At 59.4% G+C, this 23,214-nt stretch carries 19 protein-coding genes; 7 read left to right on the forward strand and 12 right to left on the reverse strand.

The window, feature by feature from the left end:
* Positions 1 to 3: 3 nt before the first annotated feature.
* Together LEPTO7104_RS0102035 and LEPTO7104_RS0102040 are read right to left on the reverse strand one after the other, a co-directional pair.
* Positions 4 to 342: a carbon dioxide-concentrating mechanism protein CcmK gene (locus LEPTO7104_RS0102035; RefSeq protein ID WP_017296879.1), complete on the reverse strand. Its 339-nt coding sequence runs from the start codon at positions 340 to 342 to the stop codon at positions 4 to 6.
* A 154-nt stretch (positions 343 to 496) separates the two neighbouring features.
* On the reverse strand, positions 497 to 805 hold the full coding sequence (locus LEPTO7104_RS0102040; protein WP_026072292.1) for a carbon dioxide-concentrating mechanism protein CcmK: 309 nt from the start codon (positions 803 to 805) through the stop codon (positions 497 to 499).
* Positions 806 to 1,549: 744 nt separating this feature from the next.
* Here LEPTO7104_RS0102040 and LEPTO7104_RS0102045 point away from each other — a divergent pair.
* Genes LEPTO7104_RS0102045 through LEPTO7104_RS0102055 form a run of 3 tightly spaced genes read left to right on the forward strand, consistent with a single transcriptional unit; the run spans position 1,550 to position 6,156 of the window.
* Entirely contained in the window at positions 1,550 to 3,385 is a 1,836-nt protein-coding gene (locus LEPTO7104_RS0102045; RefSeq protein WP_017296881.1) for an NAD(P)H-quinone oxidoreductase subunit F, read from the forward strand.
* A gap of 9 nt (positions 3,386 to 3,394) precedes the next feature.
* On the forward strand, positions 3,395 to 5,002 hold the full coding sequence (locus tag LEPTO7104_RS0102050; protein WP_017296882.1) for an NADH-quinone oxidoreductase subunit M: 1,608 nt from the start codon (positions 3,395 to 3,397) through the stop codon (positions 5,000 to 5,002).
* Between the two features lie 17 nt (positions 5,003 to 5,019).
* Positions 5,020 to 6,156, forward strand: coding sequence for a CO2 hydration protein (locus LEPTO7104_RS0102055; RefSeq protein WP_017296883.1), 1,137 nt, complete (start codon positions 5,020 to 5,022; stop codon positions 6,154 to 6,156).
* 435 nt (positions 6,157 to 6,591) lie between these two features.
* On the opposite strand, the gene LEPTO7104_RS0102060 is transcribed toward LEPTO7104_RS0102055, so the two are convergent.
* Positions 6,592 to 7,143 carry a DUF2808 domain-containing protein gene (locus LEPTO7104_RS0102060; protein WP_017296884.1) on the reverse strand — a complete coding sequence of 184 codons (552 nt, stop codon included), beginning with the start codon at positions 7,141 to 7,143 and terminating at the stop codon, positions 6,592 to 6,594.
* 538 nt (positions 7,144 to 7,681) lie between these two features.
* On the opposite strand from LEPTO7104_RS0102060, the gene LEPTO7104_RS0102065 reads away from it, so the two are divergent.
* Positions 7,682 to 8,413: a hypothetical protein gene (locus LEPTO7104_RS0102065; protein ID WP_017296885.1), complete on the forward strand. Its 732-nt coding sequence runs from the start codon at positions 7,682 to 7,684 to the stop codon at positions 8,411 to 8,413.
* Between the two features lie 16 nt (positions 8,414 to 8,429).
* On the opposite strand, the gene xseB is transcribed toward LEPTO7104_RS0102065, so the two are convergent.
* The 4 genes from xseB to LEPTO7104_RS32410 all read right to left on the reverse strand — a co-directional run bounded on the left by xseB (position 8,430) and on the right by LEPTO7104_RS32410 (position 12,616).
* The gene (gene xseB, locus LEPTO7104_RS0102070) at positions 8,430 to 8,654 is read right to left on the reverse strand and encodes an exodeoxyribonuclease VII small subunit (RefSeq protein WP_017296886.1); all 225 of its coding nucleotides are present in this window, start codon (positions 8,652 to 8,654) and stop codon (positions 8,430 to 8,432) included.
* A 44-nt stretch (positions 8,655 to 8,698) separates the two neighbouring features.
* Positions 8,699 to 9,940: an exodeoxyribonuclease VII large subunit gene (gene xseA / locus LEPTO7104_RS0102075; protein WP_017296887.1), complete on the reverse strand. Its 1,242-nt coding sequence runs from the start codon at positions 9,938 to 9,940 to the stop codon at positions 8,699 to 8,701.
* Positions 9,941 to 10,019: 79 nt separating this feature from the next.
* Positions 10,020 to 11,795 carry a sensor domain-containing diguanylate cyclase gene (locus LEPTO7104_RS36575; protein ID WP_017296888.1) on the reverse strand — a complete coding sequence of 592 codons (1,776 nt, stop codon included), beginning with the start codon at positions 11,793 to 11,795 and terminating at the stop codon, positions 10,020 to 10,022.
* Positions 11,796 to 12,319: 524 nt separating this feature from the next.
* A complete protein-coding gene (locus LEPTO7104_RS32410; protein ID WP_051158553.1) occupies positions 12,320 to 12,616 on the reverse strand; it encodes a hypothetical protein in 297 nt (98 codons plus the stop codon).
* Positions 12,617 to 12,779: 163 nt separating this feature from the next.
* On the opposite strand from LEPTO7104_RS32410, the gene LEPTO7104_RS0102090 reads away from it, so the two are divergent.
* Together LEPTO7104_RS0102090 and LEPTO7104_RS0102095 are read left to right on the forward strand one after the other, a co-directional pair.
* Positions 12,780 to 13,343 carry a CPBP family glutamic-type intramembrane protease gene (locus LEPTO7104_RS0102090; RefSeq protein WP_026072295.1) on the forward strand — a complete coding sequence of 188 codons (564 nt, stop codon included), beginning with the start codon at positions 12,780 to 12,782 and terminating at the stop codon, positions 13,341 to 13,343.
* Between the two features lie 143 nt (positions 13,344 to 13,486).
* Positions 13,487 to 15,397, forward strand: a complete 1,911-nt coding sequence (locus LEPTO7104_RS0102095; protein WP_017296891.1) for an AAA family ATPase — start codon at positions 13,487 to 13,489, stop codon at positions 15,395 to 15,397.
* Between the two features lie 159 nt (positions 15,398 to 15,556).
* On the opposite strand, the gene LEPTO7104_RS0102100 is transcribed toward LEPTO7104_RS0102095, so the two are convergent.
* From LEPTO7104_RS0102100 to LEPTO7104_RS0102120, 5 genes are all read right to left on the reverse strand, one after another.
* Entirely contained in the window at positions 15,557 to 16,147 is a 591-nt protein-coding gene (locus LEPTO7104_RS0102100; protein WP_017296892.1) for a hypothetical protein, read from the reverse strand.
* A gap of 287 nt (positions 16,148 to 16,434) precedes the next feature.
* Positions 16,435 to 17,775: a guanitoxin biosynthesis MATE family efflux transporter GntT gene (gene gntT, locus LEPTO7104_RS0102105; RefSeq protein ID WP_017296893.1), complete on the reverse strand. Its 1,341-nt coding sequence runs from the start codon at positions 17,773 to 17,775 to the stop codon at positions 16,435 to 16,437.
* 182 nt (positions 17,776 to 17,957) lie between these two features.
* Positions 17,958 to 19,178 carry a diguanylate cyclase domain-containing protein gene (locus tag LEPTO7104_RS0102110; protein WP_017296894.1) on the reverse strand — a complete coding sequence of 407 codons (1,221 nt, stop codon included), beginning with the start codon at positions 19,176 to 19,178 and terminating at the stop codon, positions 17,958 to 17,960.
* A gap of 20 nt (positions 19,179 to 19,198) precedes the next feature.
* The gene (locus tag LEPTO7104_RS0102115) at positions 19,199 to 20,218 is read right to left on the reverse strand and encodes a sensor histidine kinase (protein ID WP_017296895.1); all 1,020 of its coding nucleotides are present in this window, start codon (positions 20,216 to 20,218) and stop codon (positions 19,199 to 19,201) included.
* On the reverse strand, positions 20,215 to 21,366 hold the full coding sequence (locus LEPTO7104_RS0102120; protein WP_017296896.1) for an FIST signal transduction protein: 1,152 nt from the start codon (positions 21,364 to 21,366) through the stop codon (positions 20,215 to 20,217). Before LEPTO7104_RS0102120 ends, LEPTO7104_RS0102115 begins: the two co-directional genes overlap by 4 nt.
* A gap of 394 nt (positions 21,367 to 21,760) precedes the next feature.
* Here LEPTO7104_RS0102120 and LEPTO7104_RS0102125 point away from each other — a divergent pair, with 394 nt between their 5' ends.
* Positions 21,761 to 23,137 (forward strand): PQQ-dependent sugar dehydrogenase, encoded by a 1,377-nt coding sequence (locus LEPTO7104_RS0102125; protein ID WP_017296897.1) that lies wholly within the window; start codon positions 21,761 to 21,763, stop codon positions 23,135 to 23,137.
* Positions 23,138 to 23,214 lie beyond the last annotated feature (77 nt).

The following is a 23,214-nucleotide window of genomic DNA, read 5'->3' on the forward strand; positions in this document are numbered from 1 at the left end:
GACCTATCTGCCGTAGGGGCGGATGCCGCTGACGCTCTCTCTAAACTGCTCCACCGCTTCGGTGTAGCGAATGGGCAGCACGAACTCCAGGTTTTCGTGGGGACGGGCAATGATGTGAGTGGACAGCACCTGACCACCATTGACCCGCTTGACGTTCTCAATACCGGCCGCAACCGAGGCCTGGACCTCAGACACATCGCCACGAATAATCACCGTGACGCGCCCGCTGCCAATTTTCTCGTAGCCGACCAGGGTAACCCGAGCTGCTTTTACCATCGCGTCAGCTGCTTCTACCACGGCCGGGAAGCCCAATGTCTCGACCATACCAACTGCAATTGCCATGCTTTATATGCCTTTTTTTCAGAAAATAACAGGAGTTCAAACGAATGCTGAATTAGTCTTGCCTCAGGCCAGTAATTCTGGCTAATACAGATCCTTAACCTTAGAGCAAAACAGGTCGCGAAACCTAAGTTTTTAGAACCTAGACTTCTAGGACCTAGGTGCGAAACTGCTCAACGGCTTCGGTGTAGCGAATGGGCAACACAAATTCTAGGTTTTCGTGGGGGCGGGCAATAATGTGGGTGGATAGCACTTCGCCACCGTTGACGCGCTTGGCCGACTCAACACCCGCTGACACAGAGGCCTGGACCTCAGACACATCGCCGCGTACAATTACGGTAACGCGCCCGCTGCCGATTTTCTCGTAGCCCACCAGCGTAACTCGAGCTGCTTTTACCATCGCGTCAGCCGCTTCTACCACCGCCGGAAAACCAAGCGTTTCAATCATTCCAACAGCAATTGGCATAGTCGAAATCTCCCTATATATTTCAGACAATCCTGGGACTACCTAGTGCGCCTGTCCATCATGCGAGCACGAAAAACAGGTCCCGAGAAATAAAAAAACGGGAATCACCCTTTGACAGCAAAAACGCCGGATTGCCCAAAAATTCTTGATGACAGATTAAGCATAGGTGTCCATAGTCACTTTTGCAATATAAGCCCCAATGATTGTTGCTAATGTTGAATATTATTAAAGCTTATGACGCAAAGCTTTTTTTGTTGTAACCGATCCACACGAGCGTGAGAGTGACTGCTCACTCTCCCCTAGGGTTGCACGGATGGGCCTCTGGTCGGGGCTGGGCAGCTGGTTTGATTTGCGATCGCTGACTTTAAGCCTTTTTATAGATTTGGCTAGAAACTCACCTCCTCCTGGTCAAGAGGCCGTTTGGGAATCAGGTAGAATATCAAAAAAGCGCTGTTATAGCGGACCTGGAGGCTTGATTTGCGGTGTTTTTCGCCGCTGCGAGGGCTAAAACCCCTCAAACGATCTGGCTAGGAGATTCAAGGTATTGGGATGAGCTGCTGCGGAGACGGGATTTGGGGCGATCGCCCCCGAATGTTCTGTAGCTTCTTTTGTCCCTAGCCGTCCCATTGACCTGGGGCTAGCCCATGGCATCTCTCGCCGATTTTTTACAGAGCCTGGCCCAGGGGCCGGGGGCAAAGAGCGCCGTTAGCTGCAAAGGGTAAGGTGTTGTCAGAAATCGTCGGAATGACTCAGTTTTTTGTAGAAACTAGCTGGCTACTGCCGGTTTATGGCTTGATAGGGGCACTTCTGTCGCTGCCCTGGTCCACGGGGCTGGTGCGCCGGACTGGCCCCCGTCCGGCGGTCTACCTGAATATAGTCATGACGCTGCTGGCCTTTGGCCACGGACTCATGGCCTTTCGCGGCATCTGGAATCAGGGTTCCCGGGAGCTGCTGTTCACCTGGTTTGACTTTGCCGATCTACACCTCACCCTGGCCTTTGACATCTCGGTACTCAATCTGGGCGCCCTGGAGCTGATTACGGGCATGAGTCTGCTGGCCCAGGTGTTTGCCCTGGGCTACATGGAAAAAGATTGGGCTCTGGCGCGGTTCTACGGCCTGATGGGCTTTTTTGAGGCCGCCATGAGCGGCATCGTGCTGAGCGGTTCACTGTTTGTCTCCTACTCGCTGCTGGAGATGCTAACGCTGTCAACCTACCTGCTGGTTGGCTTTTGGTACGCTCAGCCGCTGGTGGTGACCGCCGCCCGCGACGCCTTTTTAACCAAGCGCATTGGCGACGTGCTGCTGCTGATGGGGGTGGTGGCCCTGGCCTCGCTGGCGGGCAGCCTCAACTTTAATGACCTCTACGAGTGGGTCAAGGTGGAGGGGCTGCCCCCCGCCATGGACACGCTGCTGGGGCTGGCCCTGATCGCTGGTCCGATTGGCAAATGCGCCCAGTTCCCCCTACACCTGTGGCTCGACGAAGCCATGGAAGGCCCCAACCCGGCCTCGATCTTGAGAAATTCGGTGGTGGTCACCTGCGGGGCCTACGTGCTAATTCGCCTCCAGCCCATTATTGTGCTGTCGCCCGTGGCCCTGGGCACGCTGGTGGCGATCGGTACGGTGACGGCGGTGGGGGCATCGCTGGTGGCGCTGGCCCAGACCGACCTGAAGCGCACGTTTTCCTATTCCACCAGCGCCTATCTGGGGCTGGTGTTTATTGCGGTGGGCACCGAGTGGCCGGGGGTAGCTCTGATCCTGCTGCTCACTCACGCGGTGGCCAAAGCCCTGATCTTTATGTCTGTGGGATCGATTATCACCACCACCAACTGCCAGAATCTGACGGAACTGGGGGGGCTGGGGAGAAAGATGCCCGCCACAGCCATGGCCTACGCCACCGGAGCGCTGGCCATGGTGGGGGTAATGCCCCTGGGCTGCTTCTGGGGGCTGCGCATGGGGGTCGATTTTCTCAGCCGCGACTACCCGCTGCTGGCGGCGGTGTTTGTGGTGGTAAACGGGCTGACGGCGCTCAATTTAACCCGCGTCTTTCGCCTGGTGTTTTTGGGCAATCCCCAGCCCAAAACTCGCCGCGCTCCGGAGGTGCCCTGGCAGATGGCGGTGCCCATGGTGACACTTTCGGTGGTGAATTTGCTGATGCCGCTCATGATGGGCAAGCTGCTGATTCTGCCCCCCTGGCGCTACATCAATATGCCGCTGGCGGCCCTGATTCTGGCGTCGGGATGGGTGGGCGTGGCGGTGGGGGTCAAGGTGCCCCTGTATAAGTCGCTGACGCGATCGCTGAATCGCCCCCTGCGCATTGCCCAAGACCTGCTGGCCTACGACTTTTACACCGAGCGCCTCTACGCCAAAACGGTGGTGGCGGCGGTGTCTACCCTGGCCCGATTGAGCAGCTGGTTTGACCAATACGTGGTCGACGGGCTGGTCAACGGGGTGGGTTTGGCCTCGCTATTTGGCGGGGAGGGTCTTAAGTACAGTGCCTCGGGCCAGTCGCAGCTCTACCTGCTCACCATCATTACGGGGGTGGGGCTGCTCGGAATTTTCATGACCTGGACGCTTTGGTAACGGTTGGCGATGTTAAGTGCACTGATTTTAATTCCGCTGGTGGGGGGACTGGGGCTGATTCTCTGGCCCGGCAAGCTGGAGTCGCAGGCGGCTAAGGCGATCAGCGGCGCCAGCCTGCTGCTGACCCTGGGCCTGGCGGGACTGCTGGCCACCCGGTTTGACCTGACGGCATCGGGCTTTCAGTTTGAGGAGCTACTGCCCTGGGTAGAACCGCTGGGGCTGAGCTACCGGCTGGGGCTGGACGGCCTGTCGCTGCCGCTGCTGGCGGTAAACAGCTTGCTGGGGCTAGTGGCTATTTATATCAGCGATCCAAAGCTGCATCGCCCCCGCCTCTACTACGTGCTGCTGCTGGTGATCAACAGCGCCGTGGCAGGGGCCTTTTTGTCCGCTAACCTGCTGTTGTTTTTCATCTTCTATGAGCTGGAGCTGATTCCGCTGTACCTGCTGATTGCGATCTGGGGCGGGGCCAGGCGGGGCTACGCGGCGACTAAGTTTTTGATCTACACCGCCCTGTCGGGGGTGCTGATTTTGGGTGCGTTTTTGGGCCTGGTGTGGCTGTCGGGCAACACCAGCTTCGACTACGACAGCGGCCTGGCGGCGGCACTGCCCCTGGCCCAGCAGATCACCCTGCTGGTGGCGCTGCTGATTGGCTTTGGCATTAAAATCCCGCTGTTTCCGTTCCATACCTGGCTGCCCGACGCCCACGTGGAGGCCTCGACCCCGGTGTCGGTGCTGCTGGCGGGGGTGCTGCTGAAGCTGGGTACCTACGGGTTGGTGAGGTTTGGCCTCGGCCTGCTGCCCGATGCCTGGATGGCCCTGGCCCCCTGGCTGGCCACCTGGGCCGTGATCAGCGTGCTCTATGGGTCGCTGGCCGCGATCGCCCAAACGGATATGAAAAAAATGGTGGCCTACAGCTCCATTGGCCACATGGGCTACGTGCTGCTGGCGGCGGCGGCCTCTACCCCGGTGAGCATTGTGGCCACCGTGTTTCAGATGATTAGCCACGGGCTGATTTCGGCGCTGCTGTTTTTGCTGGTGGGGGTGGTCTACAAGACCACCGGCACCCGCGATTTGACGGTGCTGCGCGGCCTGCTCAACCCTGAGCGAGGCCTCCCCTTTGTTGGATCGATGATGATCCTGGGGGTGATGGCCAGCGCCGGCATTCCCGGTATGGTGGGCTTTATCTCTGAGTTTTTGGTGTTTCGGGGCAGCTTCCTGATCTTTCCGGTGCAGACCCTGCTGTGCATGGTGGGCTCAGGATTGACGGCGGTTTACTTTTTACTGCTGGTCAATCGAGCCTTCTTTGGTCGCTTGGCGATCGCCCCTCCCGCCAGCACCCCCCAGCTCGACGTTGTGCTGCCCCAGGTTAGCTGGCGCGATCGCGCCCCGGCCCTGGGCCTAGCTGCTCTGATTGTGGCCTTTGGCCTCCAGCCCACCTGGCTATCGCGCTGGAGCGAGCACATCACCCTGGTCCTGCACCAGCCCTACCAGGGGTTTGTGCAGGCCAGAAGCCGGTTTGTTCCCGCCGCGCTGCCCGCCGCCGTAGCCGACACCGCCCTGGTTGCTCCAACCCTGGCCCAGCCGCTGCCTGTCTCGCCTGCCCCTGTCGACCCCTAACGCCGAAGCTATCTGCCATGACCCATACGCTATCCCCGGCCACCGCTACCGCCCACCCCATGGAGTCTTTTATTCAAAAGCTGCTGGGGGCCAAGGCCCTGCTGCCCGACTCCGAGACCAACGTGCTGGAGGTGGTCGGCATTCTCAAGAGCTACGGCGTGGTGCTCGACGCCTACTCCAAAAACCTGATCTACATTGCCGATCATCAGTTTTTGGTGCTGTTTCCATTTTTCAAATACTTCAATGGCAGGGTGACGCTGCCCCAGCTGCTGCGCCACTGGTGGCACGATCGGATCAACTTTGAGTACGCCGAGTACTGCATGAAAACCATGCTCTGGCACGGCGGCGGCAAACTAGACGAATACCTCGACAGCGACGATTTTTTGCAGCACTGCCGGAGTGCAGTAACCGCCAAAATCAAAACCAACCTGCCCATTCGGGCGCTCAACGCGCTGTTTCCCGACTTTTTGCCCGAGCAGGTGCGCCAGCTCGCCTACTACAGCGCCCTGGGCCAGTTTTGGCGGGTGATGAGCGATCTGTTTATCGACCTGTCGGACGCCTACGATGCCGGGCAGGTGAAAACTATTCCCGATGTGGTTGCCTTTATCAAGGCAGGGCTGGTGGCGGCGGCGGCAAATCCTATCACCTACGGGGTCGACATTCACGGCACCCGCTACGACCTGCTGCCCAAATCGGCGGGGCTAACCTTTTTGATGGATACGGCTGTGCCCTACGTCGAGGCCGTGTTCTTTCGGGGCACACCCTTTTTGGGCACGGTCTCCTACAATGCCCAGGCCGATCAGATCGATGTGGACCAGGCCCGCTTCGAGTACGGCGCCCTCTACGCCGATCCGCTGCCCATCGGTGGGGCGGGTATTCCCCCCACGCTGCTGATGCAGGACATGCGCCACTACCTGCCCGACTATTTGACGGCGTTTTATCGCTCCCAGGGGCGCGGCCTTGACGATGTGCGGGTAAAAATCTGCCAGAGCTTCCAAAAGTCGATGTTTTGCGTCACCAGCGCTTCACTCCAGGGGCTGCTCCCCCACCCTGCCGACACCCAAAATTCTGCCGAACAGGCCGCTAACCACAAGTTCCTGGCCGGCTGGATGGACCGCCTGGCCACCTCGCGTTTGGATATAGTGCAGCTTTAACCAGAGAAGCGATCGGCATAAACCTAACTGCCCGGCACATTTCCAATGGAGGCTGGATGAAATGCAGCAAAACCCAACACTAGCCAACAATCTGGGGCCTGTTGGGTTCTGCTATGGCGCCACCTGACCTACGGGATGCTTTCCAAAGTTGTATCAGCCAACTCGGGTGTAAACAGCAGTCTAAACAGCACCGACTTGAGAGACAGAGCAGATAGTTTTTGTCCGCCAAACAGCCTTATTTAACCTCAGTTCGGGATAACGCTGTCCCCTCCTTGGAGGGGTGCCCGAAGGGCGGGGTGGGTTAAACCTACGGCAAAATACAAGCTTCTAGATAGGGTGAGTTGCCATGCTGGCATAGATAACCCACCCCTACCCCTCCCAAGGAGGGGACAGTGGGCCTGCTTTGCCAAGGTCTTTTCTGATCCCGAACTCAGGTTATTTATCGCTGTCGTAGATATTAATGCGACCATACCCCAAAAATTGGCCCACGCCATTGCCGCCGCTGGGGTAGGCCGTAACCCCAAACAAATACACGCCTCCCCAGGGGTTGCGGGCAGTGGGCAGAGTCACGGTTACCGTTTCGCCGGGCTGCACGGGTTGATCAAACACAATCAGAATATCTTCAGGATTGGCTGCCGCGCCGCCTACGCTGGCCAGGGGCAAGACAGGGCCATGGGCGTAGGCAGTACCCTGCTGGGCGGTAACCCCATCGTGCTTGAACTGGATGCGTTGGGCACTGTCTCGGGGGGTAATGGCGATCGCCTCCAGCGGCTCACCCGCATCTTCAGGCACCTGAACCACAAAATGGTAGCGGCTGCTAAAGCCAGCCTGCTGGTCGAAGGTGGTGGCTTCGACCAGCGTTGGCGGGCGATCGAATAAAACCCGTCCATCGGATAAGCGAGCGGCCTCAACGGACCCCGAAGTAGCCGTGCCGAGCAGCCCCAGGGCCAGGGCGCAGGCGCTCAAAATTTGGGAAGTGGCTTTCATTGCGCTATTCCTAAACAGGATAAAAGGTAATGAATTGAGTAAACCACTGCTCTCGTGCGGCGGCATGAGTTTCACCTAAGTGATTTATGAGTAAGCTATGAGTTAAAAAGCAGATGTTAGCCTGCACCCTAAATTGGGCAATTTTGCGGGGTTGCTAAAAACAGGTATAGATGAAAAAATCAATACCTCTGCCAGAGGGTGTTTGAAAAGCGATCTGCTGTAGCTTTAGCCACCTGCTGATTCCCCTGTTCCCTATTTTTAAGGGAGATTTAAAGGGGATCTCCACTTTTGCTGTAAAAGATAGGACTCTTTAAACATCCTTTCCGGGGCAAATGGCTGTTTGCCCGACCCAAATTTACGCCTCAAGTCAGCAACGTCAGTCCTTCAGGCAAAGCTTGCACGACAATTTTATTTACATTTTTTTGCATTTAGCGCCATATTTTTAAGGCTTAGTTCAGCCAGCCAGGCTAGCCAAACCCTACTATTGAATTGGCCCAGCCCAGCGGCTTTTTGCAATAGCTAGAGATTAATAAAAGTGATGCAAGCTATCGGAATTGGTTTGGCCATTGCTTTGGCCCTGGTCCACGCCGTGCTTTCCCAGGTCGATATTGGGGCGGTAATGCCGGAGCGACGGTGCTTTTCGTTCGCGGGGGGAGTTTCAATCGGGTTTATATTTTTAAGCGTTTTTCCCGCCCTGGGTCGAGCCCAGATGCAGCTGAATCAGACGACGCTGTCTTTTCTCCAGCCCCTGGAGAATCAGGTCTACCTGGTGGCTCTGCTGGGCCTGACGGCGTTTTACGGAATAGATAGACTCGTGCTGACCGGGCGCAGGTTTAACGGTAGCGACCAGGCTATGCACCGGGCCGGGCAGGTTGTGTTTTGGATTCATATGTCTGCCTACGCGATGCTCAACGCTATTTTTGGCTACATGCTGTTGGGCTTGAGTAACCACAATTTAGGCCAGTATCTTTTATTTTTTTTGGCCATCGCGCTGCATTTTTTAATCCTCGATCGCGGGCTGCGATCGCACTACCAAATCCTCTACGATCGCCAGGGCCGCTGGCTGTTGGCCTCGGCCATTTTGGCCGGGGCTATCGTTGGAGCGGTGACCCAGCTGAATGAAGTGGCGACTGCCCTGATCTGGTCATTTTTGGCGGGCAGCACAATTCTAAACATTCTCAAGCGAGAGCTGCCCGATGCCCAAAAGAGCTGCTTTTGGTCGTTTTTAGGCGGGGCCACCCTCTACGCCGGGCTGCTGTGGCTGAGCTAATAGAGTGCGGTGTGGGTCAGTTGTCGGCCAGGGTTTCGATCAGCAAATCGACCTGCTGCTGCTTTTCGTGCAGGTAGGTTTCGCACTGCTGGAGTGCCTGTACCGCCTGCTCAAACTGGCTCAGCACGGCCGCCAGGGGCAGGCTGCCCGATTCGAGGTCGGCGATGATGCCTTCTACGGTGGCGACGGTGGTTTCGTAGCTCCAGGTTTCGGCGGGGTTGGGAGCGTTTTTTTTAGGCATTGTGGAGAAGGGAGTAGGGGAGTGGGGGAGTGGGGGAGTGGGGGCTATTGCGGGGGGGAGTGGATTTGGGTGACCTGGACGGTGAGGTGGCCCTGGGCGAGCTGTACCTGGAGGGTTTGGCCGGGGGTGACGGTCTTTGCCTGGGTGACGAGCTGGTCAGCTTCATCGCGCACCAGGGCATAGCCTCGCCTGACGACGGTGTCGGGGTCGAGGGTCATCAGGTGGCTGCGCAGGGCCTGGGCGCGATCGCTGGCCTGCCGCAGTTCCACCTGCACCCCCTGCACCAGGCGGCGCTTGAGCTGCTGAACATGGAGCCGCTGCTGCTGCACGCGCTGGTCGAGCCGCACCCGCAGCAAACGCTGGCCCAGGCGCTGCACGTCGCCCTGGGCATTCAGCAGATGCTCTGCCACCAGGGCCTTGAGCTGGGCGGTCCGCTGCTGGTGAGCAGCGGCCAGGTCGGCCAGGGCCGGGACGGCGGCGATCGCCGCCGCCGTCGGCGTGTGGGCACAGAAATCCGCCGCCAAATCGGCCAGGGACTCATCGCGCTGGTGGCCAATGCCGGTGACGACGGGAATGGGGCTGTTGGCCACCGCCCGCACCACCCGCTCGTCGTCAAAGCATTCTAAATCTTCGCTGGCCCCACCGCCCCGCGCCAGGATCAAGACCTCGGCCCGGCCATCGGCGGCCACCCTGTCCATGGCCGCCACGATCGAGGCGGGGGCGCTGTCGCCCTGCACCGTGGCGGGCGAAAACAGAATGTGCAGGCCGGGGTGGTGGTGCCGCAGCGATCGCTGAATGTCGCCCCAGGCCGCCGCCTGCGGTGACGACACCACCGCAATAGTCTGGGGCAGGGCTGGTAGGGGACGCTTAAACTCTGGATCGAAGAGTCCTTCGGCGGCTAGCCGCTGGCGCAGCTGGCGGTAGCGCAGGGCCTTGAGACCGTCACCGCTGGGCAGCACCTGCCACACCGTCAGCTGGTAGCTGCTGCGCTGGGGGTAGACCTTAACTGTGCCCAGCGCAATTACCTGGTCGCCCAGGGCAGGCAGCGTGGTCAGGCGCGCCTGCTGGCTGCGCCAGGCCACCGCGTTAATGGCGGCCCCGGTATCGGGGTCGGTGAGGGTAAAAAACAGCCCCTTAGCGTGGTTATTGGCGCTGGATACCTCTCCCACAACCCACACCTGGCGCAGGGTGGGGTCGTCTTCTAAAACCGCCTTGATGTAGTCAACCAAACCACCCACACTCAGGGCAGCCGGGGCTGTCGCCAAATTAAACTCAGGGGTCGTCATGGCATCACTGTGCTGGGCCAAACTCCAGTGTGGGCCAGATGGCGAGGAACATCAACTAGCTACCGCCCTGCGCCAGCGACTAGTCGCCGCTATCTGCCACCACGTAGCCGTTGCGGCCGCGAGCCTTGGCCTGGTAAAGGGCTAAATCGGCCCGGTGAATCAGCTCTCGGGGAGAATGCTCCTTGACCGCAGGGCGATGGCACACCACGCCAAAGCTCAGGGTGATGTTCGGAGCCACGGCGGAGAAGGCGTGGGGCAAGCGGCACTGGGCGATCGCCGCCTGAATTTTTTCCACAATCTCAATGGCCCCATCGAGGGCGGTGTCGGGCAGCAGCAGCACAAATTCTTCACCGCCGTAGCGAGCGGCCAGGTCGCCGGGCCGCTGCACCACCCCATTGAGCACCTGGGCCACCTGGCGCAGGCAGTCGTCGCCAGCCAGGTGGCCGTAGTTGTCGTTGTAGGGCTTAAAGCAGTCAATATCGCACAGAATCAGCGACAGAAACTTCTGCTGGCGTCGGGCCCGCTGCCACTCCAGGTCTAGGGCCTGGTCAAAACTGCGCCGGTTGGGTATTTCGGTCAGACCGTCTATGGTGGCCAGGCGGTTCAGTTCGGCGTTGACCAGCTTGAGCTTTTGGTTGAGGTCGGCCTGGGTCGCTTCGGCCCGCTTGCGATCGGTAATATCGCGCACAATCACCAGCACCTCGGTCTCGTCAATGGGGACGACCCGAGACTCCTCGTGGCACAGCTGACCATTTAGCTCCAGAGCGTGCTCGTAGCGCTGCGGCCTGCCGGTGTCGAGGGCCTGCTGGATGTAGTGCATGCGCTGCTCGGCCAAATCGTGGGGAAACCCCTCGTAGATAAACCGATACTGCTCTGGAATGATGGGGCTGTAGAGGGTAATTTCGCCCCCGGAAATCAGGTTGAGAATACGCCCCTCGCGGTTGACGCGCATCATCAGATCGGGGATGGCATCTAAGATGAGCTGCTGGGTAGCCTGGTGTTCTTTGAGCTTTAGCTCGGCCTGCTTGCGTTCGGCGTCGAGCCGCGCGCTCTCGCTGATATCCACCGTAGTGCCGTCAATGCGAAGGGGCCGACCCGCCTTGTCGCGCACCAAACGGGCCTGACCCCGCACCCAGCGCAGGGTGCCGTCAGCCCGAAAGATGCGATATTCCCGGTCGATCTTGACATCCTCCTGCAGAGCTTTGATGTCGGCGTTCAGCAGCGGCACGTCGTCGGGGTGAATGCAGCTAAACCAGAGTTCCGCGCTGGCCACAAAGGCCGCCGGAGAATAGCCGTAGAGTTCCTGGACGGCGGCATTGACGTAAATCGTCTCCAGGGTTTCGGGGTGAACCGACCACACGACGCACTCCAGGGAATTGAGAATGTCGTCAATGCGCTGCTGCTGCGATCGCAGCTCAGCTTCGGTGCGCTGCAATTTTTCAGCGCTGCTGATGACCCACTGCTCCAGCTGTCGCGATAGCGCATCGCGCTCGGCCTCGGTGCGCTTGCGATCGGTAATATCCCGCAAAATAGACAGGTGGTGGTTGGGGTAAATATGGGCCGTCGCCGCAAATTCCACCGTTTTCACGCCGCCGCTGGGGAGCCGCAACTGCTGCTCGCCCCGCGCCTGTCCTGCGGCCATAAAGGCCTGCCAGACCGCCTCAAAATTGGTATCAGGCGGCAAAAAATCGGCTACTCGCCGCCCCAGCAGGGCCGATCGGGGCAGGTCTAGCAGCCCGCAGGCCGCCGCATTCACCTCTACGTAGACCCCGTCGTTGTTGGCAATCAGCATGGCATCAAGGGCCGCCTCAAACAGCGTTTTCCAGGGCGGGGCCAGCGTAGAAGAGGTCGCCATTTCTGCGCCAGCATCTGCCCCGGATTGGTCTCCCCGGTCAGGCTCTAGCTCAGGTGAATGGTGCGATTCAGCGGACAAAGGCATGGAGATCCGAAGAGTTTAGCCGTAGAGAGCTTCCCCTGCCCAACATCAGCAGGCCGCCCTCGCTAAAGCGCTTGTGCGCTCTGTCTATAGAGTCTCTGTCTATAAAGTACTGAGTCTGACATCAACCTTCTAAATTATTGTCAACATGCCCCCATCTTTAGTCGCGCTTAAAACAGGCTTTCCCCTAGTTTATCGCCGTGGCCAATTTGGTCATGGCACAGCCAATACAGCAGGTTTGGGCCATCGCCTGCGCTCCAGTTTTGGACGTCACTGCCGCCTAGGACTTGAAGGCTGAAATATCCCCACCGTTTTGGCGCGCTTGGCTCCCTAGCTGCCCTGCTCCCTAGCTTGCAGGAATGGTTTCTAAACTTCCGCACCAGGGTGCTGGGCTTTTGGCAGGTTAGCCAGCGTTACAGATTGCCCGTGTTGGCCAGCCACAGCTAGCTCAGCGTCGGGCCATGCTTGGCATCGTGGGCAAAAAAAGGCGGCAGCTGCCGATCTAGGGCTTGCAGGAGGGTGGCATAGTCGGCGGCATGGTTAACCGGATACCGTTGCCAGTCACCCTGCACCTTTAGGTCCGCAAAAAGGCCGGTGGGATCGTCGTGGAAGTGCAAAAATGCTGCCGATTTGAGATAAAACTTTCCGGCACCCTTTTCCTTTAGAGGCGGCATTCGCTGGCGCACCTGCGCTAGGAGAGGGGCTAGGTGAGCCAAAGTACGGCTGTCGGCATGCTTCATGGCGACCATCCTGCGGGCGATCTGTTTACTATGAAACTATTCCTAAGGGCAAAGCGCGCCTTTTTAATCTAAACCGAAACCGAAACCGAAATTAGCTCACTGCGGCCAACTCCACCGAGGGCCGCCGGGGGTTTTTACTCACCGCTACCCCAGCATCTTGACCTTGCAATACCTTCGCCTTCGCGCCTACATTGCTCTCAGGCTCACTCTCCATCGCCTGCGGCAGGCGGCCACCACTCGGCCCCAGCCCCGCGACTGGCTGCTGGCGGCCGGGTTAACGGCGGCGCTGGGGCTGGTCGTTGTTCCGCTGGGGTTGGGCAGCCACTTTCTCTCACCCACCCTGGCCAATGTCACCTGGGGCGAAGGGCTGCTGCTGGCGGTGCGGGTGCTGCTGGTGCCCGCCCTGCTCGAAGAGGGGTTTTGGCGGGTGCTGCTGCTGCCCCACCCAACGGAAATTATGAGCGATCGCAAGCGCTGGCGCATGGGCCTACCCATTCTGGGGCTGTTTGTGGTCATGCATCCCCTCAATGCTATGACCCTTTATCCCATGGCCTTTGCCACCTTTACCAACCCGGTGTTTCTGCTGTCGGCCGCCCTGCTGGGCCTGATCTGCACCATCGCCTACTGGCAGTCGGGGTCTTGGTGGGTGGTGGCGACCATGCACTGGCTAGTTGTGATGGCCTGGCTGCTGTTTTTGGGAGGCTACAGCGCCCTGCGGCTGGGCTAGGGCAATGGCCATTCCTCAATTTTTATAACAGCTGAAGGCGGGCGCCGTGGTTTCGGCTGCCGATAGTGAACCCTAGGCCTGGGGAATCCTCAGGTTCTTCTTACCGTTGCTGTCGGCCCCCAGCCGTTATCAGAGTACTGCCCATGAATGACTTCTTTAAAGGCTTTGAGCAACTGCTCGAACTGGCCAAAACCCTGGAAGAAAAAGCCGAAAACGGCGAGCTAAAAACCAATGTGCAGGTCAATGCCCGAGGCCTCAGCAGCATTCCCCGCCAGGGCAACATTCCCAATATGGGCGTCAGCCGCATGGACCGCAACGCCCCCGCGGCCGGGTTCGGCAGTGACCCCGCCGTCGAAGAAGTCATCATCACCCCACCCCCCACCAGCGACGGTTCCCCCTCCCCCTCTCCCCAACCTTCCCCACCTCCCTCACCCTCCTCATCCTCCTCCCCCTCTCAACCCCACCACCCCACCATGACCGATGTCGGCGGCCTCTCCGCCACCCTGCAAGAGCTGCGCGAACTGGTGGAAATTCCTCTCAAGCGGCCCGACGTGCTGGCCAAGCTGGGCCTGGAGCCGACTCGCGGCGTGCTGCTGGTCGGCCCTCCCGGCACCGGCAAAACCCTGACGGCCCGATCGCTGGCCGAAGACCTGGGCGTCAACTACATTGCCATCGTCGGCCCCGAGGTAATGGGCAAGTACTACGGCGAGGCCGAGCAGCGGCTGCGGGCGATCTTTGAGAAGGCCAAAAAAGCCGCCCCCTGCCTGGTGTTTATCGACGAGATCGACAGCCTTGCCCCCGATCGCAGTAAGGTCGAGGGGGAAGTGGAAAAGCGCCTGGTCGCCACCCTGCTGGGGCTGATGGATGGCTTTGCCCAGACCAGGGGCGTGATTGTGCTGGCCGCCACCAACCGGCCCGACCACATCGACCCCGCCCTGCGCCGCCCCGGTCGGTTTGATCGCGAGGTGCAGTTTCGCGTGCCCGATCGCCCTGGTCGCCTGGAGATTTTGCAGATCCAAACCCGCGATATGCCGCTGCATGGGGTGGATCTCGATGCGATCGCCGATCTATCCGTCGGCATGGTGGGGGCCGACCTCAAGGCTCTCTGCCAAAAGGCCGCCTACTTTGCCCTGCGCCGTCAGGTGCCGGATCTCTCTGGTCCGGTGCCCGACACCATGACCCTGACCCACGACGACTTTCTCCAGGCGATTAAGGAGATCAAGCCCTCGGTGCTGCGATCGGTGGAGGTGGAGTCGCCCGCGATCGCCTGGGACGACATCGGCGGCCTGGAGAGCGTCAAGCAAACCCTGCAAGAATCGGTCGAAGGGGCGCTGCTCTACCCCGACCTCTACGCCCAAACCGGGGCCAAAGCGCCGCGCGGGCTGCTGCTGTGGGGGCCGCCCGGCACCGGCAAAACCCTGCTGGCTAAGGCCGTTGCCGCCCAGGCCCGGGCCAACTTCATCGCCGTCAACGGCCCCGAGTTGCTGAGCCGCTGGGTCGGTGCCGCCGAGCAGGCGGTGCGCGAGCTGTTTGCCAAGGCCCGTCAGGCCGCCCCCTGCGTGGTGTTCATCGATGAGATCGACACCCTGGTGCCCGCGCGGGGTCAGTATGCGGGAGATTCTGGCGTCAGCGATCGCGTCGTCGGGCAGCTGCTCACCGAGCTGGACGGCCTCCAGGGCTGCCCCAACGTGCTGCTGATTGGTGCCACCAACCGCCCCAGCGCCCTCGACCCCGCCATTCTGCGCGCTGGCCGAATTGATTTGCAGCTGGAGATTGGCCTGCCCGATGCCGCCGGACGGCTGGCGATCTTGCAGGTGCACAACAGCGATCGCCCCCTCGATGCCGTGGACCTCAATCACTGGGCTAACCACACCGACGGCTGGAATGGCGCTGACCTGGCCCTGCTCAGCAACCAGGCTGCCCTCGAAGCCGTGCGCGAGTACCGCGCCCAGAGGATGACCGACCCCAGCCAGATTCGCATCGCCGCCCACCACTGGGAGCAGGCCCACCAGGCCATTCTCAGCCAGCGCAGCTCGGTGGCCAACCGCAGCTAACATCGCAGCCGCACCCCGATGGAATCAGGACATCTAATCAGGACATCTAATCAGGACATTTAATCAAGACATCTAAGGGGGGGAAATGGCGTTTGCCCTCTCCTATCGAGCTAGGTTTCTGATGCTACAGACCCTGCACCGGGCGCAAGGTTTGTGCCCCTACAGCCCATCCGCCCGTGGTTCAGCTTCTTTGAAAATCACCTGCGATCGCCGAAAGCGGCGGTAGAGATTGTAGCGATCGAACAGATCTCGATTTGAGAAAAAGAACAGCGAAACCGCCTCCCACAAAAATACCCAGCCGCCAATAAACAGCCCCTCCGTCAATACAGACGTCACCGCATTTCGTTCGGCAGGTTCAGCTAAAAATCTTGCTACCAGGAGCGTGCCCAAACCAGCTAAAACGTAGCGAAGGGTGCGGGTATTAATTAGCTTAATTTCTTTTCTGAGCAGGTAGAGTTTAAAGTCAACGCTGTTTCTCAGCCCTTCTCTCACCTGCTGCTCCATCGCGTCGTCGCGGCTGCCGGGGGGCAGGGTAAAACAAAACTCAATCAGGTATTTAGAGGGAATTTCGTCGGCGCTGCCTTCTAGATAAAGCTGTAAGTCTGGATCTATCTCTCGCCGCTTAAAGGGGGCCGGGTCCCATTCGCTAAAAATATCTGTGTAGCGATCTAGGGCCGCCTCAATCATGTAGGCATTGTTGGCCCTGTCGATGGCGTAGATCTCGGCAATGTAATCGTCTTTTTTTGCCATAGCAAACCTGGCTGAGGAATAGGGTCAGAGTAGGCTATGCCCCGACAGAATACATGATTGATAGGCAAGCCGATTTGAGCAGCCCTGATTCAAATCGGGGATCTCGTAGGGGCATTGCAGGGTGTCACGCGCTGTCAAGTTATACCCCTACAATTTGGATATATCTAAATAGCATCCGAGTTAGAACTGAATGCTCAAATGCGGATGGAGTTCTCGCTATAGCTATTAGTTGTACCTAACGTTTCTAGGAAAGTGGTAGGAACAAGTAGGAAGACCACAGACCACAGTCAACGCAGGGATTTGGGCACCGCCCAGGCCAGGGTCAGGGCGCGAGCAGCCATCAGGCCTACCAGGGCCAGCCACAGCAGGTGGGCACTGCCTACGGACTGAGCCACCAGCGCCAGGGGCAAGAAGCCGACCCCCGCCGCCAGCACCGTGGCGTTGCGCAGCACTTTGCCCGCTGTGAGACCGAGAAAGTAGCCGTCGAGCATGTAGGCGATCGCCCCCAACCCCAGCACCGGAATCAGCCAGCCCACGTAGGTTTGCACTATGGCAATCACATCCCGGTGGCCGGTGAGCACCCCAAACAGCGGTTGAGGAAACAGCACAAAGGCCAGGGCGAAGCTTAGCCCCAGGGCAACGCTGCTGCCGCCGCCCACCTGTAGTAAACGACGGAGATCGGTGCGCTCGCCGCTGCCAAAATACCGCCCCGCGAAGCTCTCCGTCGCAAAGGCAATGCCGTCGATGAAGTAGGCCGATAGCGTCACCACCTGCAGCAGCAGCGTGTTGGCCGCCAGGGTTTGGGTGCCCAGGGCGGAGCTAAAGTTGGTAAACAGGGCAAAACTCAGCACCAGGGCAAAGGTGCGCACGAGAATGTCGCGGTTGAGTAAAAACAATCCCCTGATCGCCTGGGGGTTCCACCCCTGGGGCAGCACCGCCCAGAGCCGCCCAAAGCCCCCTTCTCTGGCCAGCAAGGTCAGACCAACCAGCAGCGTCATGTACTGGCTGAGGGCCGTCGCCAGGCCCGCCCCGGCGCTGGCCCAGCCCAGCAGATTGATAAAAACGTAGTCAAACACCACGTTGCTGCCGTTGCCTACCATCGACAGCGCAATCACCCGCCGCCCCTTTTCGCGGCCCAAAAACCAGCCCATCAGCACCAGGTTCAGCAGCACCGCCGGGGCGTCCCAAATGCGGGCGTTGTAGAAGGCGATGCCCGCCGCTCTCACGTCTGGCTCGGCGGTGAGCAGGGTAAAGCCCAGCTCGCGAATCGGGGTTTGCAGCAGCAAAATAGTCAGGCCAAAGCCGAGGGCGATCGCGCCATTGCGCAGCAGAATCAGCCACAGGCCTGCGCTGTCGCCGCGCCCCCGCGCCTGGGCCGTGGTGCCGGTAGTGCCCATGCGCAAAAAGCCGAAGCTCCAGTACACCACGTTAAAAATGACTGTGGCCAGGGCCACTCCGCCCAGGTAGCGAATATCATCCAGGTGACCCAGAAAGGCCGTATCCACCAGGCCCGCCAGGGGCACCATCAGGTTTGAGATGATGTTGGCCGCCGCCAGCTTCAGAAAGCTGGGCAAAAAGGCGGGGGCAGCGGGGACGGCGATCGGGTTGCCTGGGGTGTTTTTGGCCATGGGAAAGCAGCGATGGGGACCTGCGCTAAAGGTCAACCATGACATATCCAGTGGGGACTCGCATGATTTCGCCGATGCGCCCTGGGGACTGGGGCTGGCGACCCCTTCCAACTGCAAACCGCCGCCATCTCGGCCCAACCTTGGGCAGAGCCGGGGGCCAGAGGCGGTCCGGGGCTTTAAGCCTAGCTCTGGAGATAGCCGCCTTCGGCCTCGCCCCCAAGGACGGGTTCAAAGACGCAAAAGCGATTGCGCCCCTCCCGTTTGGCCTGGTAAAGCGCCTTGTCAGCACTGATCATGAGGGTGGTAAAAGAAAGATCGTCCTCGGGTACCAGATGGGCAACCCCCAGGCTAACGGTAATGCGATCGCCGATGCCAGAGCGAGCGTGGGGCAGGTTCAACCGCGCGATCGCGGCTAAAATGCTCTGGGCCAGTTGGGTAGCCCCCTTTAGATTGGTGTAAGGCAGCAGCGCAACAAACTCTTCTCCGCCATAGCGAGCCATCAAATCCGTAGGGCGCTTAAGGGTGCCTTCCAGGCAGCGGGCAATTTTCTGTAGGCATTTATCGCCAGCTAAATGGCCGTAGTAGTCGTTGTACTGCTTGAAAAAATCCACATCTATTAAAATGAGCGCTAGGGGCTGCCGCTGCTGGCTCAAGAGAGGCCACTGCTGTTGCCAATATTCGTCAAAGCGGTGACGGTTGGCCACCCGAGTCAGGCCGTCTAGCGTGGCCAGCCGGTGCAGTTCTTTATTTGCTTCGCATAGCTCCGCAGTTCGCTGGGCTACCATCACTTCCAGAGTATGCATATAGCTTTCCAGCTTGACCTGGGTATGCTGCAACTGCTCCAGAACCTGCGTGAGTTCAGCCCGCTGCTGCTCAATGGTCATCACATCTCGGTAAGACCGCAGGGCAGAAACCACCGTAGTTAGCAGGCGCTGGCGGGTCAGATCGACCTTTAGCTTATAGTCGTTGATGTCGTAGTCTAAAATTACCGACTCTTCCGGTGCCTCACCGGGATGCCCAGTGCGCAGAATGATCCGGACAGCCTGATTCTTTAGCTCGTGGCGAATGTACTGAACCATTTTCAGGCCAGCATCCTGGGTTTCCATCACCACATCTAGCAAAATCAGCGCCGCGTCGGCGTGCAGAGAGGTGATCAACTGTTTGCCCTGTTCCCCCGAATAGGCTGAGAAAAAAAGGAGCGGTTTCCCCTCAAATTGAAACCTTTGCAGGGCTAGCTGAGTGGCCCGGTGAACGTCGGGTTCATCGTCGACGATGACGATTTTCCAGCTGTCCGATGCGCAGGCAGGAGCATCCAGGCGGTGCTGAGTTGAACGCAAGCCGTCGCTACCGCTCTCGTCCTCCTCAAATTCAACCAGGTCTTCGTCATGGATTGGGCTAGCCATATCAGCATTAAGTAACGAGTTTAATTTTCAGGATCTTGAGAACTGGAAAATCCCGTCAGGTAGAGCGGAATGGTTAGGATAAACTGCGTGCCCTCGCCGACTTGGCTGCGGACATCAATCTGACCCTGCATCTTCTGGGTGACCAGGTTGTAGGCGATGTGCAGCCCTAGCCCGGTGCCGCCGCGATCGCGGGCAGTGGTAAAAAAGGGGTCAAAGACCCTGCTTAAAACTGCCTCTGGAATGCCGCAGCCGTCGTCGCTGTACTGCACCACCACCTGGTCGCCGCACTGCTGGACATCGAACTGCAAATGCCCCTGGGCCTGAGGCGGATAGGCGTGGGTAAGGGAGTTAGTGACCAGATTGGTTACCACCTGGGCAAAGGCTCCAGGGTAATTATTCAACACAATTGTGTCATTCCCGGTTACCGTCAGCCGATGGGCGGTGTACTTGAGCTGTGGAGAGAGGCTGACGGCGATTTCTTCCAGGTAGGGCTTGACGGCAAATCGGCGTCTTTCCGAAGCCACCTGATCGACGGCCACCTGCTTGAAGCTCTGCACCAGTTCCCCGGCCCGATTTAGATTGCTCAAAATCAGGCTGGCGCTTTCCTCGGCTACCTGCAGGTAGTGATTTAGGAGCGATCGCCGCAGCGGCCCAGCTTCTAGGGCCTTTAGCAGCAGTTGGGTCTCATCCATCAGGGTCGAGGCCATGGTAATGCTGATGCCCACGGGGGTGTTGATCTCGTGGGCTACCCCGGCCACCAGACCGCCCAGGGCGGCCATTTTCTCCGCTTCCACCAGCTCCGACTGCATGGTGGTCAGCTTGGTTACGGCCTGCTCTAAATCGAGGCTTTTGCGCTCCAGCACGCTCTGGGAATCCTGCAATTCACAGATCACCCGCTTCAGCAGCGATTCCTTGATGCGGTTGGTGTCTTCGAGCTTGGCGCGGTCTTTTTCAGAGCGCTCCAGCTGCTTACGGAGAATGCGAATCTGCTTGGCGAGCTGCTTGATCTCAAGGTCGTAGTCCTCAGGCGGGCGGCTCATGATTGGCTACCCATCAGCAGCGTGACAAACGTTGTGTTGTGAAAAAACGTTTTGCCGTCATCCCGCAGGGGCGCAATTTCGCCGTAGGTATAGAAGCCACAGCTGAGTAGGGCATGCTTGAGCGATCGGGTGATGGCCTGATATTCTTCATTGGCGCGGGTGCCTAAAATTTGCCGTCGCCAGGCGCACGAGAAAAACAGAGCCGCGTCGGGGTGCCCGCCGGGATACTGGTTGAGGGCTTCAGCAAAGGCCTGTTGCGATGCGGCCACCACATCTTCCATGGACGCATCGGTAAATTGGACCGTGGCCTCCTCCGGCACATCCCCTGACACCGTAATGGTGCCCGACTCAGCATCGTAGTCCAGTGCCCCGCGCAGAAAAAACCGGCTTTCACCGGGGGGAAACACCGCCAGAGGATGGATGTCACCGGGGTCAGAGCCGTCGAAATAGTGCCGATACAGCTCCAGCGCTGGTTTGTGGTCAATTTCGTAAATAATGTTCTTCTCGGCTCTGGTGATCTGACTGCGCCTGCCGATTGGGTACCAGCCGCCCGCTACCCCGTAAGAGAAGGCCAGATTGCCCGCAAATAGCAGAAACGGAACGGCGTCGCTCAGCACATCAGTTCTAAAGAACTGATGGGTGCACTTGTACTGCCACTGGTCAGCGGTAGCACCGCCAAATACCGGTATCGAGCCAATGGCCGCCTCTATTCCCCGCAGAATGGACACCATGCTGGTGGTCAAGCTTTCGGGAATGGCAATGCACAGCTGAACGGGTTGAGTAAGCTGCTGTTGAACGGCCTCTACCGCCTGATGGGCAATGTCAACTGGGCTGCGAGAAATCTGTCGCCCCACCCCGGCTCGAATTTCGATATCGTCGGAGCTAAACAGCATCAGAGTGAGGGAATCTTGCTGAAATTCAAGCACCGAAGAGAGCTCGCCGTCGGTGGTGCCGCCGATCAGATCTAGCCCAGGAAACGCGCGATCGATCTGCTGCAAGATCAGTTTGTGGTCAAAATCAACGGCCGCAAACAGTATCCCCGCCTGGGGCTGATGCTCCCCCAGCTCGGCCCGACACTGGTCTAAAATCTCATCGATGGCTTCTTGAGAATCGGGATCATTGCTATGCCCTACAGCAACTTTTAGCATCGGTAAACCAATAGCAAACGAACAGAATTACAGAATTAGTGTGCCCCCTGGGCCTGAGGGGCCAACTGAGGTTTATCTGGGCTTCAACGTCCGGGGAAAATTTTGCCAGCTGTAGCCACGGCCAGATCGGTGAGGGCGTTCTGCCTGGCCCGCCGCGAGCGGCGATTTCGGTAGCCGTGACCCATGCCCCAAGCCTGGCCTAACCTCTCTGACTCTGGCGATATAGCTGTGGCCAGTCTGGTTAAGACAGGTCTCCTATGAACGTTCAAACGTTTGAGCGTTTATGGGGTTTCTGGATGTCCTAACCAACGTGACTATTGCTATACAACCCCGGGTGCGATGCCAACCAGGGAAAAGACTTTTATCGTGTAAGGAGTCGCGTTCCCCTCCTGCTATGAACAGCCGTCTTGGCATCGCCCTGACCCTGGGCAGCTGCCTGGGGGTGGTAGCCTGTGCCGCCGCCGATCTGCCTGCCCCGTCCCCCGCCCCTGTGGCTCCGCCCGTGGTCCAGGCAGAGCCTGCCCCCAGGGCAACGGCACCCGCCGACAGCCTGATTGCAACCACGCCGCTGCAACCCTCGCCGATCGAGGTTTCCCTGGCCGATCTGCCCCAGCCCTACGCCAGCACCAGCGCCTCAAAGTCGCCCCAGGTGGTGGCAGTGCCCAGCCAGCCAACCCTGGCGGTGCCCCCTGGCTTTAAGGTCAACGTGTTTGCCGAGGGGCTAGATGCCCCCCGCTGGCTGGCCCTCACCCCCGAGGGCGATGTGCTGGTGACCGAAACCCGCCAAAACCGGATTCGCCGCCTGCGAGACAGCGATGGCAACGGGGTGGCCGACCAGATGTCTACTTTCGCCGATGCCGGTAACGGCCTGAAGATTCCCTTTGGCATGGCCTTCAGCGACAGCGCTTTTTTTCTGGGCAATACCGATGCGGTGCTGCGGTTTCCCTACAAAGCCGGGCAGGGGGCGTTGACAGGGGTGGGGCAGGCGATCGCCCAACTGCCCGGCAACGGCTACCGCCAGCACTGGACCCGCAACGTGGCGATCGCCCCCGACCAGAGTAAGCTCTACGTGTCCATCGGCTCCCAGTCGAATGCCGACGAGGAACCCCTGCCCCGCGCCTCGGTGCAGGTGATGAATCTCGATGGCTCGGGGCAAACCACCTTTGCCTCCGGCCTGCGCAATCCGGTGGGGCTAGATTTTAACCCCGTCACCGCCGACCTCTACGCCACGGTGAACGAGCGCGACGGCCTTGGTGATGACCTGGTGCCCGACTACTTCACCCGCATTCAGTCGGGGGAGTTCTTTGGCTGGCCCTACGCCTATTTGTCGCCCGATCGCCTGGATCCCCGCCAGCTCCAGGGCAATTCGCAAAGCGATCCCTCCGGGAGTCGCAGCAAAAAGCCCGACTTGGCCGCCCAAACCCAAACCCCCGACGTTTTATTTCAGGCCCACTCGGCGGCCCTGGGGCTGCGCTTCTACACCGGCGACAGCTTCCCTGAGAAATACCGCAACGGGGCCTTTGTCGCCTTTCGCGGCTCCTGGAACCGCAGCCAGGGCACCGGCTACAAGCTGGTGTTTATCCCCTTCGACGCCGCTGGGCGGCCTCAGGGCTACTACGAAGATTTTTTGACCGGCTTTTTGACCGACCCCAGCGGCCCCACCACCTGGGGCCGCCCGGTGGGGCTGCTGGTGCTGCCCGACGGCAGCCTGCTGTTTACCGAGGAGGCCAACAACCGCATCTATCGGGTTCAGTTTACCGAGGCGGGCTAGGGGCTGTAACCGTTGATTGTTGGCCCATCAGCAACTAATTGATGACAGCCCCTAGCCTGTTTTTGGGGTCGGGCGTG

This window comes from Nodosilinea nodulosa PCC 7104, assembly GCF_000309385.1.
In the GTDB taxonomy this organism is placed as follows: domain Bacteria; phylum Cyanobacteriota; class Cyanobacteriia; order Phormidesmidales; family Phormidesmidaceae; genus Nodosilinea; species Nodosilinea nodulosa.

Bases quoted from the DNA above. Each gene is read 5' to 3' on its own strand.
- LEPTO7104_RS0102060 (WP_017296884.1), bottom strand. From the start codon at position 7,143: ATGAAAGCCACTTCCCAAATTTTGAGCGCCTGCGCCCTGGCCCTGGGG.
- xseB (WP_017296886.1), bottom strand. From the start codon at position 8,654: ATGCCTAAAAAAAACGCTCCCAACCCCGCCGAAACCTGGAGCTACGAA.
- LEPTO7104_RS0102050 (WP_017296882.1), top strand. From the start codon at position 3,395: ATGTTAAGTGCACTGATTTTAATTCCGCTGGTGGGGGGACTGGGGCTG.
- LEPTO7104_RS0102040 (WP_026072292.1), bottom strand. From the start codon at position 805: ATGCCAATTGCTGTTGGAATGATTGAAACGCTTGGTTTTCCGGCGGTG.
- LEPTO7104_RS0102095 (WP_017296891.1), top strand. From the start codon at position 13,487: ATGAATGACTTCTTTAAAGGCTTTGAGCAACTGCTCGAACTGGCCAAA.
- LEPTO7104_RS0102055 (WP_017296883.1), top strand. From the start codon at position 5,020: ATGACCCATACGCTATCCCCGGCCACCGCTACCGCCCACCCCATGGAG.
- LEPTO7104_RS0102115 (WP_017296895.1), bottom strand. From the start codon at position 20,218: ATGAGCCGCCCGCCTGAGGACTACGACCTTGAGATCAAGCAGCTCGCC.
- xseA (WP_017296887.1), bottom strand. From the start codon at position 9,940: ATGACGACCCCTGAGTTTAATTTGGCGACAGCCCCGGCTGCCCTGAGT.
- LEPTO7104_RS0102065 (WP_017296885.1), top strand. From the start codon at position 7,682: ATGCAAGCTATCGGAATTGGTTTGGCCATTGCTTTGGCCCTGGTCCAC.
- LEPTO7104_RS0102120 (WP_017296896.1), bottom strand. From the start codon at position 21,366: ATGCTAAAAGTTGCTGTAGGGCATAGCAATGATCCCGATTCTCAAGAA.
- LEPTO7104_RS0102110 (WP_017296894.1), bottom strand. From the start codon at position 19,178: ATGGCTAGCCCAATCCATGACGAAGACCTGGTTGAATTTGAGGAGGAC.
- LEPTO7104_RS0102100 (WP_017296892.1), bottom strand. From the start codon at position 16,147: ATGGCAAAAAAAGACGATTACATTGCCGAGATCTACGCCATCGACAGG.
- LEPTO7104_RS0102035 (WP_017296879.1), bottom strand. From the start codon at position 342: ATGGCAATTGCAGTTGGTATGGTCGAGACATTGGGCTTCCCGGCCGTG.
- LEPTO7104_RS0102125 (WP_017296897.1), top strand. From the start codon at position 21,761: ATGAACAGCCGTCTTGGCATCGCCCTGACCCTGGGCAGCTGCCTGGGG.
- gntT (WP_017296893.1), bottom strand. From the start codon at position 17,775: ATGGCCAAAAACACCCCAGGCAACCCGATCGCCGTCCCCGCTGCCCCC.
- LEPTO7104_RS36575 (WP_017296888.1), bottom strand. From the start codon at position 11,795: ATGGCGACCTCTTCTACGCTGGCCCCGCCCTGGAAAACGCTGTTTGAG.
- LEPTO7104_RS0102045 (WP_017296881.1), top strand. From the start codon at position 1,550: ATGACTCAGTTTTTTGTAGAAACTAGCTGGCTACTGCCGGTTTATGGC.
- LEPTO7104_RS32410 (WP_051158553.1), bottom strand. From the start codon at position 12,616: ATGAAGCATGCCGACAGCCGTACTTTGGCTCACCTAGCCCCTCTCCTA.